The following is a 15,701-nucleotide window of genomic DNA, read 5'->3' on the forward strand; positions in this document are numbered from 1 at the left end:
GGAAAATAAAAGATAGAGCTGCGGGTAGAGGATTTTCCAACAATACTATAACTGCTTTATCCGATATCGCGACATGTCACACATATGGACCAAGGAGAGCCAGGATTGGACTACCACGACCCAAACCTCAACCCACTTGTGTGCGACATTTGCCGCCAGGCATTTGACAGCCTTGACAAGCTGGGAGAGCACCAAAAGGTAGTGCATGACATGTAAATAGTAGGGCCAAGATCATTAGGACAATGCGCACCTTTATCGCAGTAGACGCTTCAGTAGCCGGCGCGATAGCCAAACTGCAAAATGAAATAATGTCTGCTGCAGGATGGAGCACCAGAGACATCAAGCCAGTCGAGACCCAGAATTTTCATTTCACTCTCATCTTTCTTGGGGAGAAGAGCGACAGCGATGTTGGCAGGATAAAATCCAAGCTAGCGGAAGTACAATTTGAGCCGTTCACGCTGACCTATACCGGCGTCGGCGCGTTCCCAAAACCGGCGTTGGCCCGAGTAGTTTGGGTCGGGGTGGATCAAGAAGGCGGGCAAAAGCTGACCGCGCTTGCAAACGATGTGATAGCAAAAATGGGCGAGCTAGGGTTTTCTGCCGACAAGCCGTTCTCGCCCCACATGACCCTCTTTCGAGCAAGGAGCCGGCCGGTCCAGATAAACAATATTGCCGCAAAATATCTGGGCAGGACGTTTGGCTCGGATCTCATAGAAAGGGTGCACCTCAAAAAGAGCGACCTCTCGCCCTCGGGTCCCATCTACTCGAACATTTATACCGTAGAAGCCAAGAAATGAACCAGTATGTCCAGCGTCCGCGCCATAGTCGCCAAGGCACTGCCTCTCTGCGAGCCCTCGCCTAGCGAAGAGCGCCGGATAGCCGCAGTTGCACAGGAGGCAAAGGCGCTAGTAGACAAACAGGTCGCCCACATGAGTCACATGGTAGTAGGTGTAGTGTTTGGTGGATCGTTTGCAAAGGGCACTTGGCTCCGTGGCGATGCCGACATTGACATTTTCTTCAAGGTCAAGCCTTCGGTCGCCGTTGAAAAGTTTGAAGAGCTAGGCAGGTCTGTTGGTCAGGACGCACTGAAAGCCCACCGGCCGAGGATGCGCTATTCTGATCACCCATACGTAGAGGCGTTTGTGAAAAATGTCAGGATAAACGTCGTGCCATGCTATGACGTCGAGCAGGGCAAGTGGCAGAGCGCGGCAGACCGGTCGCCCTTCCATACCGAATTCATCGGCCGGAACTTTGACGATGAAAAAAGGCGGCAGGCAAGGCTCTTGAAAAAATTCCTCAAGGCAACCGGGATATATGGCGCAGAGATTTCCACTGGCGGCTTTAGCGGCTACGTTTCAGAAGTGCTCGTGCTGAAATACGGCTCGTTTGAGGGCGTGCTGAATGCGGCGGCAGACTGGCAGGAGCGGCAGGTTGTATCAGTAGGCGACTATGACCCGGATATAGTCAAGGGTTTCATCAGTCCAATAGTCATAATCGATCCCGTGGACAGTAGAAGGAACCTTGGGACTGCAATTTCTCCGGAGAGCGCCGGCAGGTTCATGCTGGCCGCCAGGGCGTTTCTTGACAGGCCATCGATCAAGTTCTTCAAGAAAAGCCAGCGAGGCCCTGAGACTAAGAAGAAACTACTTCAAAACGTCCTTGTAGTAGAATTCTCACATAGAGAGCGGAGCCCCGATATTGTTTGGGGGCAGCTAAAGAGGAGCGTGAACGCGGTAGCAAAGCAGCTAGAGCTGGCAGATTTTGCCGTGCTGCGCAGCTCGTGCGTCACTGATGAAAAGAAATCTGCGGCGATGGCATTCCTGCTTGAATCGATGACGCTGCCGCCATACACCAAGAAAAAGGGCCCCGAAGTCTTTAGGAGAAACGATACTGCCCGCTTTCTTGCCGGCAAGAAAAAACCACTCGTTACTTGGGTCGATAAAGAAATGAGAGTAGCCATGTTGGTTGATAGGAAGGCAATAGACGCAAGAAAGTTCGCCAAGTCGCTACTGCAAAAAGCAGAGAACAGCGGAGTTGCAAAAGACCTGATTGCAGGCAAGCTCCAAATTTATAGCGGAAGCGGCAGAAAAGTCAAGGGAGTTGCAAAGGAGGCTATCAGCGAGGTTGTCTCGACAGAGCGTCTCATTTTCGGATGAGCTGGACATCAGGTCGCCAGAGCTGATGCCGCTCATATGTTACCCACGCTTTTCAGAAAGCGAATACAACGATCGCATCGCCGAGATGGAGTCGCTTGGCGTAACATCAATATCGCCTGGCGGCCGGACGACCATCAATGGCTTTCGCGTGGCCGGTAAGGGGCACGTCGGACTCGTGCTCCGGGCAAAGATCGGGGGCAAGGCCTGTGCCTTAAAGATAAGGAGAGTGGACGCTGACAGAAAGAGCATGGACGGCGAGGTGCGCCTCCATACCATGGCAAATGATGCCGGCGTGGGACCGCGCCTTGAAGGTCACAGCAAGAACCTGATAGCGATGGAGTTTGTCGATGGCTACAGTATAATTGATTGGGTTAAAGGTGCTACAAAAGACAGGCTGCGCAAGATGGCAAGGTTAGTGCTTGAGCAATGCTACAGCCTTGATAGGGCTGGGCTTGACCATGGCGAGCTCAGCCGGCTAAACCGACACGTCATCATAGTATCTGACAGACCGTACATAATCGATTTTGAGAGCGCAAGCACAGCCAGAAAGACCAGCAATGTGACTGCCGCCGCGCAGTCGATATTCCTGCACGGGGCGATAGCCGAAATAATGGTAAAGAGAACATTGCAGACCGATAGGGAAAAGGCGCTTACCGCGCTAAAGACCTACAAACGTGACCAGACAAGGACTAACTTTGACGCTGTGCTTGATTCACTTCCGGTGTAGATGTGATAATAGCAATGACGGCCAAGCAGGTTGCAAAAGAAGAAGCAGAAGCATTGAAGCACCTTGCGGCTGCAGACGCGCGCCTTGCGGCAATAATCAAGTCGGTGGGCGCATACGAAATCAAGCTCCGAAAAGATCCGTTCCAGTCGCTGGTGGAGGCAATAATATATCAGCAGCTTGCCGGCAGCGCAGCAGACGCGATCTATGGCCGGTTCGTCAAGATTTACGGCAGGTTCCCCCGGCCGGCACAACTTTTGGCGACCCCGGATTCCAAGCTGCGCGCTTGCGGGCTTTCTGCAAGGAAGATAGAATACCTCAAGGATCTTTCCTCGCAGGTATCAGATGACCGGCTAAAGCTCGCCTTGCTGCCGAAAATGCCTGACGAGCAGGTGATCGAGCAGCTGGTGCAGGTAAAGGGCATAGGTCGGTGGACAGCCGAAATGTTCCTGATATTTTGCCTCGGACGGCCGGACGTGCTACCTGTAGGGGATCTCGGCCTGCGAAAAGCCATGCAACAGGTCTACTCGCTTGCCGAGCTGCCGTCGCCGGCGCGCATGCGCGAGATTGCTCAGCTCTGGAAGCCCTACAGCAGCATCGCCACGTGGTACATGTGGAAGTCGCTTGAAAAATTCAAGGGGATCGGATGAAGACTGCTACTATTACTTTATTTCTGCTATTAGCATCCTGACAGTGTTGATGTCAAGGTCAAGCTGCTCGGCTATCAAGTCTTCTGAGATCCCAGAGTGGTGCAGGTTCCGCAGGGTCTCCTTCTTTTCCTCGTTTACAATGTTGCTTGGAGGGTAAAGCGAAAGCTCGCTTTCGACCGACTTGACATACTTTATGACTTTCTCAACCAGATGGTCTGCGTTAACTTTTGGCTCCGTAGAGATGACAAGCACGTGCTCCTTGACAGGCATGCTGATCAGCTTGACCTTTTCATAGTCATAAATGATGGACTTTAAGTTGCCAAGCTCCTGAGTGAACATCTTTCTCAGATCCACAATGTATGCAGACTGTGCAAGGCTGATCTCCGGGCTTCTGCCCTTCAGATATTCTTCAGTGCCGTTCTTTCTGACGCTGGCATACAGGTGGCCGGACTTTTCCATGACGCCGGCGAACCTGATTTCAGGATCAAGCGACAACACGTTCTTTGAAAACTGCTCTGCCTTCATATGATTAAAACCGTAGAATAGGGAATAGAATATAGCCTTTACGCGCAGTTTTCCAAAAAAGGAGAAAAAGATCAGGATCAGGCTTGCTGGTTGGGGTCCTTGATCCTGCCCCTGCCTGTCTTCCTCGGGGCGATGTTGCCAACCTTGCGCCCTGGCGGGGTTGTCCTGCCCACTGACGACTGGCGGCCGATGTGCTGGTGCCTTCCGCCTCCGTGCGGGTGGTAGACTGCTGCCTGGGCGATGCCCCTGACTGTCGGGTAGAGCCTGCCGTGCGCCTGCATGTATTTTGCGCGGAGCCCTGCCTTCAGAAACGGCTTTTCCTTGCGGCCGGCGCCTGCTATTGCGCCTATCATGGCCCTGCATTTCTGGTTAAGTGTTAGGAACTTGCCTGAAGGGAACTTGATCGTGACGCCCTCGGTGCCGTGCGCAAATACGACAGCGGACGAGCCGGCCGACTTGATCAGCTTACCTCCGTCGCCGGCGTTCTTTTCAATGTTGCAGACTATGGTCCCGTCCGGGATCGACTCTAGTGACATGATGTTGCCGGCCCTAGCCGTCGCGCCTGTTCCAGCCTCGATCGTGCTTCCCACTATGGTCCCGTCCGGAGCCGGGACGTAGGAGTACCTTCCATCGTCAAACCGTATCTTTGCCAGAGGCGCGTCGCGCCCCCTTTCATGAACAATGTCAACTACTTTACCAATGTGATGATCTTCTAGCTTGAAATTGGGGTACTTGGCAGGCGCAATCTTGCCTACAATGACTGCGCGGAATTGCTTGCCTCCACGGCCCCTTCTGCGGACCAGCGTTCTCTTGCCCATTTTTTCCAGTAACCGGCCGTCCGATAGGTGATTTTAAGCTTGCTCTATTGTTTTGCCTGCTGGGCGAACCATTCCTCGGCGGCCTTTTTCAGCCCCTTTGGCGAGAGGTTGCGCTTGCGGCTTGCAACCCACCACTTGTGCCCAAAGGGATCCGTTACCATGCCTGCGCGGTCGCCCCAGAACATGTCCATGATCGGCATCGTCATGGTGGCACCGGCCTTGACTGCTTGGTTGAAGGCTTTGTCGGCATCCCTGACATAGATATACAGGCCTACGGGACTTCCGTTAAGGGACTGCGGCGAGGGGTTCATCTGAGGATTTTCTTCTCCAAGCATGATTCTAGAGTCGCCGATCTGAAGCTCGGCGTGCATTATCTTGCCGTCTGGGCCGGGCATGCGCCCCTTCTCTTTTGCCCCAAACGCCTTTTTGTAAAACTCGATGGCTTGGTCCGCATTGCGGACAGCAAGGCCTGGGGTCAAAGTATGATAGCCTTTTGGAATCGGATTGACCTTTGCCATACCTTCATGGACAGGCGGGTTGCATTAAAAAGCTTCTCTCCCCACCCATAGATACTGTATATTGCCGCTGCTCCTAAGAATTGCTGCGAATATCTCCTATATCCACAAAAAATATATGATTTGATATAGGCTTTTTTACACGTATAATGAGGAAATCAAAGGTCGCTACTGAGAAGGGCGTTTCTCCACCCAAGCCCAACCCAAGGTGGGGCAGGGAAGAGGAGACAGAGATCTTTGCAAAGAAGGTCAAGCTATTCAGGCAGGGCAAGATTTCGGAGGATGATTTTCGGCGCTTCCGTCTTCAGCATGGAGCATACGGCTCGCGCCTTCACATGGACTACAGCATGGTCAGGATAAAGGTGCCTGGCGGCGAAATAACACCAGACCAGATCGAAAAGATTGCAAGCCTTTCTGAAGCGTTCTCTATAGGGTCTGCTCACGTTTCGACCCGGCAGAACATCCAGCTACATTGGGTGCAGCTGGAGGATGTCAGCGAGGTCATGAGGGGGCTTGTCGAGGCCGGCCTCACAACCCGGGAAGCGTGCGGCAATACCGTCAGAAACGTCATGTGCAGCCACTTTGCTGGCGTCTGCCCAAACGAAGCATTTGACGCCACTCCCTATTCGAAGGCGATAGCAAGGTTCTTTTTGCGTAATCCGATGTGCCAGAACCTGCCGCGCAAATTCAAGATCAACTTTGCATGCTGCGACCAGCACGGCCTTGTAAGGGTGGCAGACATTGGGCTTGTACCAGCTATAAGGGAAGTAGAGAACGGCACAAAGGTCCGGGGATTCAAGATATACCTTGGCGGTGGCCTTGGGGCTGCGTCCTTCATAGGCCACCTGCTTGAAGATTTCACTCCTGAAGACAGGGTTCTTGCGACGTGCATGGCGACTGTCAGGCTGTTTGACAGGCATGGCAACCGCGAGAACATGGCAAGGAACAGGATGCGCTACCTTGTGCATGAGATGGGATGGGAGAGGTTCCAAAAGATGGTGCTGAAGGAGCGCTCGATAGTAGAGATGACCACTTCTTACTCTACAGCGCAGCTGTTCGATGTCAAGTCACAAGAGGACACGCGCCAGCTGCCAAAGGCACCGAGGATGGCAAAGCTGCCGATGCTGAACGAACAATTAACAAAGGACAGCCCGGCGTACGAGCGCTGGCTCCACACAAATGTAGTCCCGCAAAAGCAGGAAGGCTATTTCACGGTATTTATCACTCTTGGAGCAGGCGACATCACCGCAAACCAGCTAAGGGTGCTTGCTTCCGCCATCCGCGACTATTCGGCAGAGGCCGTCGCAAGGAACACGCCCCAGCAGAACTTTGCGGTGCGCTACGTGCGCGGCACTGAACTTCGCGACTTTTACGAAAAGCTTGCTTCCGCCGGCCTTGCAAACCCCGGCGCGCTTACCATTGCATCGACAGTAGGATGCTCAGGTACGACCTCATGCAACCTTGCAATAACAAACTCACATAGGCTTGCAAAGGAAGTGCAGCGCAAGTTCCTCGAGCTTGAGCTTGACACTGACGATTCGTTGCGCGACGCAACCATCAAGATAAGCGGCTGCCCCAACTCTTGCGGCCAGCATGAGATCGCCACGATCGGATTCTTTGGCGGCGCAACGAGGATGAACAACTCCATGACCCCGACGTATACAATGCTCTTTGGAGGAAGCGCCGGCGAGCAGGGAGAACTTGGAAAAGCGGTGATGCGCGTGCCGGCAAAGCGCGTAATCGACGCGGTACTGAAAGTGATCGAGCTGTACAAGCAGCAGAGGTCTGGAAACGAGACTTTGCACCAGTGGGTCGTCAACATTACAAGGGGCAAGGGCACAGGGGCGATAAAGAACCTTGAAGACATGAAGGCGGCCCTTGCGCAGGTGATACAGCTGCCAGCCCCTGACAAGGACCCAGACGCCTACATGGACTATGGCAGCGACTCACGTTTCTCTGCCAAGACTGCGAGAGGAGAATGCGCAGCTTGACGCCAGGTGCGGCAAAAAAGAAAAAAACAGCAAAAGCATCTACTGCGGGCTCTGCTGTCCCGCAGCTCTCCATAGTCTGCGACGCAGACACGCTGCGCTCGCTGGTGCGCAAAAGGACAGTCCGCGTGGTAGATGTGCGCAAGGAAGATGACTACAAGCAGGAACACATACCAACTGCGGTATCGCTGCCGCTTGCACGCGTGCTTGAAAACGACACACCGGAGAAAATAGTCAGCATCATGGAAGAGCTTGGAATATCGGACAAGATGCCTGTCGTAGTATATGACGACACGTTTGGCGCGCTTGCAGCAAGGGTCGCGTGGACGTTCCAGTACGTCGGCCACAGCAATACTGCGCTACTTGAGATGACCTTCAAGCAGTGGAAGGAGCTTGGGCTTGAGACTGAAAAGCAGGTGCGCGCATTTCCAAGAGCCAAGCATTCACTCAACATCAACAAGGACATCTATGCAGACGCCTCTTATGTCGAGGCGGCCAAATCGCAGCCAGGCAAATTGCTGGTCGATTCGCGTGAGCGGCTGAACTTTCTGACAGAGCACATACCGGGCGCAAAGAACATCCCATACACGATGGTGGGCTCTAATGGCAATATCTTGCGCAAGGCTGACGAGCTGAAAAGGTTCATTGAAAACCGTGGCATAACAGACAACGCCGAGATAATCACGTACTGTGGAAGCGTCGGCACCCTTTCCGGCCTTACCTACTATGCGCTCAAGCTGGCAGGGTTCCAGAATGTCAAGCTATACCCCAAGTCATTCAAAGAGTGGAAGGCCCTTGGCAAGCCAAAGGAAGAGTTCAAGGACGCCACATACTGGGACCTATCGGCAGAATAATACAGATAGTAGTAATCGCTATGTCCAAGAGGCTCATCATCTGTCTCACAGGCATGCCAGGTGCCGGCAAGTCGACTGTCGCGTCATTTCTCAAGGAAAAGGGCTTTACGGCTGTAACCATGGGCGACGCTGTTAGAGAAGAGGCGAAAAGGCAGGGACTTGAGCCTACCGATGTCAACCTCGGCAAGCTGATGATCAAACTCAGGCAGGACCTTGGACAGGGCGCAGTGGCTCACCTCGCCCTACAAAAGCTGGCAAGGGACGGCAGCCGCGGTAATGTTGTCATTGACGGCATACGCAGCATACCTGAAGTCGAAGTTCTAAAGCAAGTCGGGTACGTGAAACTTTTGGCGATACACGCGTCGCAGGACACCCGCTTTAAGCACTTGGTGGATAGGGGCAGGTCAGACGCTCCGGCAAACAGCGACGAGTTTGCCGGCCGAGACAAGCGCGAGCTTTCTGTCGGGATAAGCGAGGCGATCGCGCTGGCAGACGAAACGATATCTAACAACGGCCTGACGCTGAACCAGCTGAAGCAGCGTGTATGCGACATCGTCAAGGAGTGGCTAGAGGAGGCCAAGAGCAATTGAAAAGGCTGGCAATAGGGTCACCAGTAGAGCTTAAGGTCGAGGCGCCTGTCAACCCCTCTGAAGATCCGCAAAAGGTCATCGACGCGATTGAAACGATAATAGAAAGTTGCTCGCCAGAGTTTCGTTACGGCAGCAGGGTCATAGGCAGGGCTGCCGGGATCGAGCCCTTGTCGGTGCTGTACGAGCAGGTGCGATCCAGATCCACGATGGGAGTGCTGCGAAGGATGCTGCTTGACAACCGCGCCGGTGACAGCACGTGGTTTTTGCTCAACAAGCAGGCAGCAACCGCTGGAATTGCAGTGATCATCGATGAAGAGCAGGAGTCGCCCCTTGGGCCGATCAGGGTGACAATAAGCTGTGAGGAGCTGGACACCCTTATAGACTGGCTGGTCCCTGAGACATAGCACGAGGAAAGCTTCTTTTACCCCCACCCGTATACGGGCTTAATGGCAACAGAAGCATACTGCGTCAAGTGCAAGGCCAAAAGAACAATGAAGGATGAGAAAAAAGTAACAATGAAGAACGGCAAGCCGGCGACCCAAGGTGTCTGCCCCGTCTGCGGAACCAAGATGTTCAAGATAGGCGCAAAGTAATCGTTTTTCTTTTTTCATTTTTTGTTTTTTCAAAATGTCAAGGCATAATAGACTCGGCTGCGGTCATGTACATCCGCTTGATAAAGATAAGGAACTTGGTCAAAAAGTACTACAACAACAATTTGACCGCAGTCGACGACCTCACGCTTGACATCAATGAAAATGAGGTCTTTGGGCTGCTGGGGTCAAACGGCGCTGGCAAGACCACTACGATCCACATGCTTGCGACGCTGCTCAGACCGACTTCAGGCACCGCGACGGTGAACGGCTACGACATTATAAGCCAGCCGGCAAAAGTGCGCTCAAGCATCGGGATCGTGTTCCAAGCACCAAGCAGCGACGACATGCTCACCGGGTATGAAAATTTGCAGCTGCATTCTATGCTGTACAGCGTGCCCCGGCACGCAAGACAGCAGAGGATTGACGAAGTGCTCGAGCTGGTAGGGCTGACAGAGCGCAAACACGATCAGGTTAAGACCTACTCTGGCGGGATGCGCAGGCGGCTTGAAATCGCGCGGGGGTTGCTCCATAAGCCAAAAGTGATGTTCCTTGACGAGCCCACACTTGGGCTTGATCCCGCAAGCAGGGAGACGATGTGGAAGTACGTCAAGCGTCTGGTGGATGAGGAAAAGGTGACAGTCATTTTGACTACACACTACATGGAGGAGGCCGACATGCTGTGCGATAGAATAGGCATAATTGACAAGGGCAAGATAGTCGCGCTTGACACGCCATCAGGTTTGAAGGCAGGGCTTGGAGGCGACATCATTAGGATCAAGACCAAGACTCCTGACGCGGGCAAGACGGTAGCGCAGTTTGACTTTGTTCACAAGGTGGAGCAGAGCGACGGCTTTCTCGTACTGTCTGTAAAGGACGCCAAGAAAGCCCTGCCAATGCTGCTGCAGCACGTGGAAGCAGAGTCGGCCGAATTTGCAAGCCCGACTCTCAATGATGTGTTTATACAGATAACAGGCCGTAACATCGACAAGGAGCAGGCAGAAGGGGGGTTCATGGAGAGGTATGCAAAGTACGATTAGCATCGAAGATCATCTGACCAAGATATACGCGCTGTGGCTGCGTGAGTTCAAGGTGTTCATGCGGGAAAAGAGCAGGCTTGTTGCGTCAACGTTTACGCCGATACTGTGGCTCTTTGTGATAGGCTCTGGCCTTGGCGCTACCAACCCATCGACTGTGCCCGGCGTGGACTACCAGCAGTTCATATTCCCAGGCATTGTCGCAATGTCGATAATATTCAGTTCTGTGTTCTTTGGGTCGTACATAATCTGGGACAGAAAATTCGATTTCTTGAAGAGCGTAATGGTCGCTCCTGTCAGCAGGGGGAGCGTCTTTGTGGGCAAGACCCTTGGCGGCATGACAACATCGCTCATACAGGCAGCGATACTGCTTGCAATAGGCGCAGCAATAGGCATCCCGCTCACGCCACTGTCGCTTGCGCAGGACATTGCGATAATACTATTGATGTCATTTGGGCTCACGTCGCTTGGGCTTGCGCTTGGCAGCTACATGTACAGCCTTGAAGGGTTCCAGATGATAGTAAGCTTTGTAGTCTTTCCGCTGTTCTTCCTCTCCGGCGCGCTCTTTCCACTCGACAACCTGCCAAGCTGGCTTGGAGTTCTTACCGCTGCCGACCCTGCTACATATGGCGTTGACGCGCTGAGGCATGCGATGTTGGGCGTCGGCACTAATTCGATGGAGCTTGACATGGCGATTCTAGTAGCCTATACAGCGGCGCTTGGGGCGTTTGGGATCTTTTCGTTCAACAGAATGAAGGCTGTTTGATTGATTTTTATTCGCGGCATACAAAAAATCATGTGGTATGCCGGGCGAAGAATATCGCGACCTTGTGATCTGCAACAACTGCCTGTGGGCCATGTCGCTACTAAAGGGATCGCACGGCTTTATCGCCTGCCAAATGTGCGGCAACATCAGCCTAGACGTCATCATCCCTGTCAACGACTATGAGGCATACACCATGAACGTCAGAAACAAGAATATCGAGCTGGAGTTAACAAAGGAAAGGTAGGTAAATTTCTGTAAGTTTAAAAGTGGTTAAACAATGTGACTTTTCGAGGGGCCATAGTCTAGCTTGGTCTAGGATGTCAGAGGTTGCTATAAAAAACAACCGACGAACCTGGGGCGCTGGAGATCGTGGGTTCAAATCCCACTGGCCCCACCATAGTAATGGGTTCACCTACTACTCTGGTTGGGTATACTACGGTAACTAGTTACAGAAACGACCAAGACAACAAGAGGAGTGCAAAGACCCAAGCCGGCAAGGCCTGACCACAACACCAAAGGATGGTTTGACGAAAGCAAGCTGTGACTGCTCCAGCCATAGCGACGATCATGCTCAAGGAGTTTTGGGGTTCGGAGATTCCTTGGCCGCTGAATTCTCTGGTTGACGGATTGTTTAGAGCACAAATGGAGGTAAGTTTTGGTCACACTCTTGAAATAGAACCGCGGCTGTTTATAGAACGAGACCTGCACGACTTTCTGACTGTCACCGGTTACAGGCAGCTGTACGACTATCTCTACAATGTCTACAGCTTGGAGTATAGCCAGCACCATTTGGAGCCTATGGACTGGGAGCTTGTAGGGAAATATGTCCACACTCCACACTGGATTGAATACGAGGAGAAAGACCGATATCGCGACCGCCTGCCTATTCGCAGCCACATTGGCGGCGACAGGCCATACAGGACCATCTCGGAATACAAACTGGATGCAACGATTCTAAAGGTCAGGAAGACATTTGAAGAATGGCTGGACAAAGGCACTCTTCACATAGAGCCAGACATACCGTCGCGCAGAGAACTTAAGGAGGCCTACAGCTTCTTTAGCTCTAAGGCTGAGCTTCGCAAGAGACTCGATGACTATATTGAGAATGTGAGGAAAGAACTTTACGCATGTGGAATTTACTACAGAGCAAATGTGCTGTCTCACGTAGTTCGCCGATTGCTACTCGCATAAGATTTTTCTACTAGAAAAAATAGCACGCTTGTTGAAGCGGCTGAACCGTCTGTCGTTTTGGGACAGAATTAACAAGCTAGAAGAGGATTCAGGTTACAACCTGCTGTTCAGAGATTACATTGCGCCATACCGCGAAGGCAAGGATGTCGATGTTCCTCCAAAATTCCAGAAGGCATTCAACTTTGCAACCAAGATTGACGACCTATACTGGGATGCCGATTATCATGGCCTTGACTGCGCTGGCCAATCCTGCTCGTGCAAAGATACAACGCACAAGAAACGGACGTATCCAAAACTATGGAAAAAGGCTGGAGGAACTGGAAAAGCGCGTCGAGGCATGGAAAATAATGGTGGCCTGCAGGGCAGATAAAGCATGATTAGCCTCTGCGTGGAGGCGGAAGTAGACCCAGATCAGAACATCTGAGGAAGAATTTTTCGACAAACCTTGTTGTCTCTTCTCTCTATTTGACAAAGCTAACTTCGGGTTCAGAGCCAAACTGCCAAGATTGTTTCTGGCACAGGTGCTCAAACAGCTCTTCAAAATTGCTTCTAGCAGCCCAAGCTGGACCTGCGCTTTTTCAGGGCTCACAACAATGGTCTCCCTCTCCGGATCGTAGAATATTAGATATTCGGAATCCGCAGATAACTTGACGTCGACTGCCTTGATATTGTAATGCTCTGCAAAGAGCCAGCACCCACCTCCAAAGAGGGCGGCCTGTCAAGTACTACGACCCTGAATATTTTTCGAACAACTTCGTCAGAAGGCAAATTAAAGCCTAGATACGGGATCCTGCGCTCCATGTAGTATTCAAGCAGCTTGTCTCTGGCAATCTCGTCTGCGGTTTGCAGCGATCCAAAATATGTCTTGATAAATGTCCTTACATCTTTATTGCCTGCGTGATGCGAGAGGATAATATATCGGGAGGTCCGCTGGCTTTTCCTTCATACATAAATTCTGATATCTGCTGGACGCAGTAGTTGTAGGCTTTCTTCATGTCATCTTGTCTGGCGCGATTGAGCTTGCGCTGATAGTATTCTAACAGAACCTTCAATTCATTCTTGGAGAGTGCGCGCATGTCTACGAGCTGATTTCTGGAGTCCATCTTGAAATATACCATATCCGTGGGATGCAAGAGCGCCAGCCCTTGCAACTCCGGAATATCCTGTATTCATATGCTGTGCTTTTTACCTTGACGCTGTATACGAAAAGTCTTGCAGACCGCTAACCTTAACTAACCCTTCTACCTTCCATTGGATTCTCGCATTGGGTAGCGAAGGTCAGGTAGCATGTTATGACGAGCTTGATAGAGCGAATTGGCAACAGGACGGTATTGTTGGACGCCTGCGTGTCTCCACGCCTAGTCAAGGCTCTGCGAAAAGCCGGCCTGTCAGTCAGACACATGAATGAAATCAAACCTAGTATGCCAGATGCTCACATAGAGTATCTGATAATGCTGCCATCCGATGTGCTGATAACGCATGACACATTCTTTGCCAGATTTCTGGGCCCAAAGAGGGCGATATTGCTCCACAGAAACGAGATGGACAAGATAAGACAGAAAGACTGGTGTGTAGAAGCGACAGGCGGAATTGTCGATACAAAAGGCAGTGCAACTCGTCATTTTTGATCTTCCTATTTTTCTTTATTTGTCATATTTTATCGGGAATGGTCTGCAATCAGTTTCGGCTTCTTCTTTGGCGACGTCACGAGCCAGACCCTGTACTAGCTATGTCAGAATAGCCAGAAGCGAAAAGGTATTAACGTTGAGCCCCTAACCAACAACGGCACCAATGCCACGCATTTGCGTTCGCCAAATAGAGCAGGAAGATGGTGAAATTATCAGGCTGGGCGATAGAATAAGATGCTGCCTAGGATAGAAGACGGCAGGATGATGCGTTCTAGGTTTGTAAACCGCGTGGGAACAATAAGGGGATTAAAGATAGAAAACCAGTAAGCTGGAAGAGATGGGTCCGGCAAAGAACGGTGGATGAACTTCAAGATTGTTGTAGAATTTGATACAGACAATATAGGGACAAAGGAAAAGAGCGCGTACGACTTCTATGATGGGATAGACAACTACGAGATAGTTTCGAGGATAGTAGACGAACCAAAAGCGCAAGTCGGTGACAGGATCAGGGTGGGAAATGTATATGATTTTCAGCATTTGCCATGGCACAAAGGAGACATGGGCATAATGTATGACATTGAGACAACCGAGGATGGTTTGAGAAAATTATGGGTGGGTAAAATGGGACAACGGCAAAGACCTATCCTTAGTTGAAGATGAGGTTGACATAGAAACAATGCGGTAGCTAAAGGCTCAAGATTCTATCAAAAACTATAAGGCTCGGTCTTGGAACCCGCCATGAGAACGCCAGGTCCCGCTAGTTCTGGCGAATTTGCCATTCTATATGGACTCTATCTTGGAGATTAAATTTTCTTTTTTAATATCCTTATTTCATTTTCTGCTTTCAAAAACTCGCGCTTGGATTTGACCAATTGTTGAATGAGCCCCAAAATGGCTTCGTAGATGTCCTCAATTTGCTGCTGAGTCTCCGCATTCCGGCTCGGTTTTTGAATTGCCTCATGTTTATACCTCTCAAACTTTATTGCCTAGTCCTCAAGGAACTCTGTCTCTTTAAGCCGGGTCTTAGATACCATAAAAATATGCAAAAGTCCAGATAGGTCAATTCAAAGTAGGATTAAAGGAATAGTAACAGATTATGCAGTGGCCTTGTCTTTATTCGCTTTTGGGTTAATTCTCTTGTACCTTTCAGTCGGCATAGGATTTTCAAACTGGATTCTATTTCCCTTTCCCTTTGGCATAGTAGCAATCGCTGCCGGGGTAGTCAGTGCAGTGTTAATGCAATTCTTTACACATCGTCCTTAATGGTCTAATGCAGCAGCTATAAAATGTGCCCGCAAGAAAAATTTTTTACTATGTCACGACACGAGAAGGAAATGCCCTAATTATCTCTGGTCGTATGCTAAAAACAATAAGCGCAACATCAGAGATTATGAGGGCAATGATTCCTGCATACAAAAGAGAAATATCACATCCAGAATAAAATCCCGTACCGCCTGTTTCTGGACTTGGACAGCCTCCTCCTCCTTTGTTTAGCATATTATTCACTTCAAGAACGCCCGACCCAATCATTATTGTACCAACAAAAATACCTACAGACCTCAGAATCAGGGAGTAGCCTTGTATCACATTCTCTCTATAGAGAGCAGCACCATCCGCAATAATAAGAATTAAGATAAATTCAACCAGCTGCCGCCGACCCTCAGACCGC

The 15,701-nt window shown here is 51.1% G+C and carries 22 protein-coding genes and 1 tRNA gene; 18 read left to right on the plus strand and 5 right to left on the minus strand.

Going from position 1 to position 15,701, the window contains the following annotated elements:
• Positions 1-84 precede the first annotated feature (84 nt).
• The 5 genes from NGAR_RS18665 to NGAR_RS02955 are packed head-to-tail and all read left to right on the plus strand — an operon-like array spanning position 85 to position 3,530.
• Positions 85-216 carry a hypothetical protein gene (locus NGAR_RS18665; protein WP_266190384.1) on the plus strand — a complete coding sequence of 44 codons (132 nt, stop codon included), beginning with the start codon at positions 85-87 and terminating at the stop codon, positions 214-216.
• A 26-nt stretch (positions 217-242) separates the two neighbouring features.
• Positions 243-797, plus strand: a complete 555-nt coding sequence (gene thpR, locus NGAR_RS02940; protein ID WP_015018126.1) for an RNA 2',3'-cyclic phosphodiesterase — start codon at positions 243-245, stop codon at positions 795-797.
• A 6-nt stretch (positions 798-803) separates the two neighbouring features.
• Positions 804-2,156 carry a CCA tRNA nucleotidyltransferase gene (cca, locus tag NGAR_RS02945; RefSeq protein WP_015018127.1) on the plus strand — a complete coding sequence of 451 codons (1,353 nt, stop codon included), beginning with the start codon at positions 804-806 and terminating at the stop codon, positions 2,154-2,156.
• Complete coding sequence (locus NGAR_RS02950) at positions 2,125-2,883, plus strand: RIO1 family regulatory kinase/ATPase domain-containing protein (protein WP_148680880.1); 759 nt, start codon at positions 2,125-2,127, stop codon at positions 2,881-2,883. Before cca ends, NGAR_RS02950 begins: the two co-directional genes overlap by 32 nt.
• Positions 2,884-2,885: 2 nt before the next feature.
• Entirely contained in the window at positions 2,886-3,530 is a 645-nt protein-coding gene (locus NGAR_RS02955; RefSeq protein WP_015018129.1) for a DNA-3-methyladenine glycosylase family protein, read from the plus strand.
• A gap of 12 nt (positions 3,531-3,542) precedes the next feature.
• On the opposite strand, the gene NGAR_RS02960 is transcribed toward NGAR_RS02955, so the two are convergent.
• The 3 genes from NGAR_RS02960 to NGAR_RS02970 all read right to left on the minus strand — a co-directional run bounded on the left by NGAR_RS02960 (position 3,543) and on the right by NGAR_RS02970 (position 5,391).
• Positions 3,543-4,055, minus strand: coding sequence for a DUF6659 family protein (locus NGAR_RS02960; RefSeq protein WP_015018130.1), 513 nt, complete (start codon positions 4,053-4,055; stop codon positions 3,543-3,545).
• A gap of 77 nt (positions 4,056-4,132) precedes the next feature.
• A complete protein-coding gene (locus NGAR_RS02965) occupies positions 4,133-4,873 on the minus strand; it encodes a 50S ribosomal protein L2 (RefSeq protein WP_015018131.1) in 741 nt (246 codons plus the stop codon).
• Between the two features lie 44 nt (positions 4,874-4,917).
• Positions 4,918-5,391: a VOC family protein gene (locus NGAR_RS02970; protein WP_015018132.1), complete on the minus strand. Its 474-nt coding sequence runs from the start codon at positions 5,389-5,391 to the stop codon at positions 4,918-4,920.
• A gap of 146 nt (positions 5,392-5,537) precedes the next feature.
• Here NGAR_RS02970 and NGAR_RS02975 point away from each other — a divergent pair, with 146 nt between their 5' ends.
• From NGAR_RS02975 to NGAR_RS03020, 11 genes are all read left to right on the plus strand, one after another.
• Positions 5,538-7,379, plus strand: coding sequence for a nitrite/sulfite reductase (locus tag NGAR_RS02975; RefSeq protein WP_015018133.1), 1,842 nt, complete (start codon positions 5,538-5,540; stop codon positions 7,377-7,379).
• Positions 7,367-8,230: a sulfurtransferase gene (locus tag NGAR_RS02980; RefSeq protein ID WP_015018134.1), complete on the plus strand. Its 864-nt coding sequence runs from the start codon at positions 7,367-7,369 to the stop codon at positions 8,228-8,230. Before NGAR_RS02975 ends, NGAR_RS02980 begins: the two co-directional genes overlap by 13 nt.
• A gap of 20 nt (positions 8,231-8,250) precedes the next feature.
• Entirely contained in the window at positions 8,251-8,820 is a 570-nt protein-coding gene (locus NGAR_RS02985; protein ID WP_015018135.1) for an AAA family ATPase, read from the plus strand.
• Positions 8,817-9,224: an RNA-binding domain-containing protein gene (locus NGAR_RS02990; RefSeq protein WP_015018136.1), complete on the plus strand. Its 408-nt coding sequence runs from the start codon at positions 8,817-8,819 to the stop codon at positions 9,222-9,224. The genes NGAR_RS02985 and NGAR_RS02990 overlap by 4 nt, the downstream gene beginning before the upstream one ends.
• A gap of 42 nt (positions 9,225-9,266) precedes the next feature.
• Entirely contained in the window at positions 9,267-9,413 is a 147-nt protein-coding gene (locus tag NGAR_RS17115) for a DUF5679 domain-containing protein (RefSeq protein WP_015018137.1), read from the plus strand.
• A 65-nt stretch (positions 9,414-9,478) separates the two neighbouring features.
• On the plus strand, positions 9,479-10,450 hold the full coding sequence (locus tag NGAR_RS02995) for a daunorubicin resistance protein DrrA family ABC transporter ATP-binding protein (protein ID WP_015018138.1): 972 nt from the start codon (positions 9,479-9,481) through the stop codon (positions 10,448-10,450).
• Positions 10,434-11,213 (plus strand): ABC transporter permease, encoded by a 780-nt coding sequence (locus tag NGAR_RS03000; RefSeq protein ID WP_015018139.1) that lies wholly within the window; start codon positions 10,434-10,436, stop codon positions 11,211-11,213. The genes NGAR_RS02995 and NGAR_RS03000 overlap by 17 nt, the downstream gene beginning before the upstream one ends.
• Before the next feature lie 37 nt (positions 11,214-11,250).
• Positions 11,251-11,457: a hypothetical protein gene (locus tag NGAR_RS03005; RefSeq protein WP_015018140.1), complete on the plus strand. Its 207-nt coding sequence runs from the start codon at positions 11,251-11,253 to the stop codon at positions 11,455-11,457.
• 47 nt (positions 11,458-11,504) lie between these two features.
• Positions 11,505-11,610, plus strand: a tRNA-Pro gene (locus tag NGAR_RS03010).
• Positions 11,611-11,753: 143 nt separating this feature from the next.
• The gene (locus NGAR_RS03015; RefSeq protein WP_015018141.1) at positions 11,754-12,404 is read left to right on the plus strand and encodes a hypothetical protein; all 651 of its coding nucleotides are present in this window, start codon (positions 11,754-11,756) and stop codon (positions 12,402-12,404) included.
• A 31-nt stretch (positions 12,405-12,435) separates the two neighbouring features.
• Entirely contained in the window at positions 12,436-12,774 is a 339-nt protein-coding gene (locus tag NGAR_RS03020; RefSeq protein WP_015018142.1) for a hypothetical protein, read from the plus strand.
• A gap of 508 nt (positions 12,775-13,282) precedes the next feature.
• Here the strand turns inward: NGAR_RS03020 and NGAR_RS03025 are convergent.
• The gene (locus NGAR_RS03025) at positions 13,283-13,555 is read right to left on the minus strand and encodes a hypothetical protein (protein ID WP_015018143.1); all 273 of its coding nucleotides are present in this window, start codon (positions 13,553-13,555) and stop codon (positions 13,283-13,285) included.
• A 150-nt stretch (positions 13,556-13,705) separates the two neighbouring features.
• Between NGAR_RS03025 and NGAR_RS03030 the strand changes: the two genes are divergently transcribed.
• Together NGAR_RS03030 and NGAR_RS03035 are read left to right on the plus strand one after the other, a co-directional pair.
• Positions 13,706-14,032, plus strand: coding sequence for a DUF5615 family PIN-like protein (locus NGAR_RS03030; RefSeq protein ID WP_148680884.1), 327 nt, complete (start codon positions 13,706-13,708; stop codon positions 14,030-14,032).
• A 360-nt stretch (positions 14,033-14,392) separates the two neighbouring features.
• Positions 14,393-14,686 carry a hypothetical protein gene (locus NGAR_RS03035; RefSeq protein WP_015018145.1) on the plus strand — a complete coding sequence of 98 codons (294 nt, stop codon included), beginning with the start codon at positions 14,393-14,395 and terminating at the stop codon, positions 14,684-14,686.
• A 657-nt stretch (positions 14,687-15,343) separates the two neighbouring features.
• Here the strand turns inward: NGAR_RS03035 and NGAR_RS03040 are convergent.
• Complete coding sequence (locus tag NGAR_RS03040) at positions 15,344-15,619, minus strand: hypothetical protein (RefSeq protein ID WP_148680885.1); 276 nt, start codon at positions 15,617-15,619, stop codon at positions 15,344-15,346.
• Positions 15,620-15,701 lie beyond the last annotated feature (82 nt).

Origin of the sequence: Candidatus Nitrososphaera gargensis Ga9.2 (genome assembly GCF_000303155.1) — an archaeon.
Classification (GTDB): Archaea; Thermoproteota; Nitrososphaeria; order Nitrososphaerales; family Nitrososphaeraceae; genus Nitrososphaera; species Nitrososphaera gargensis.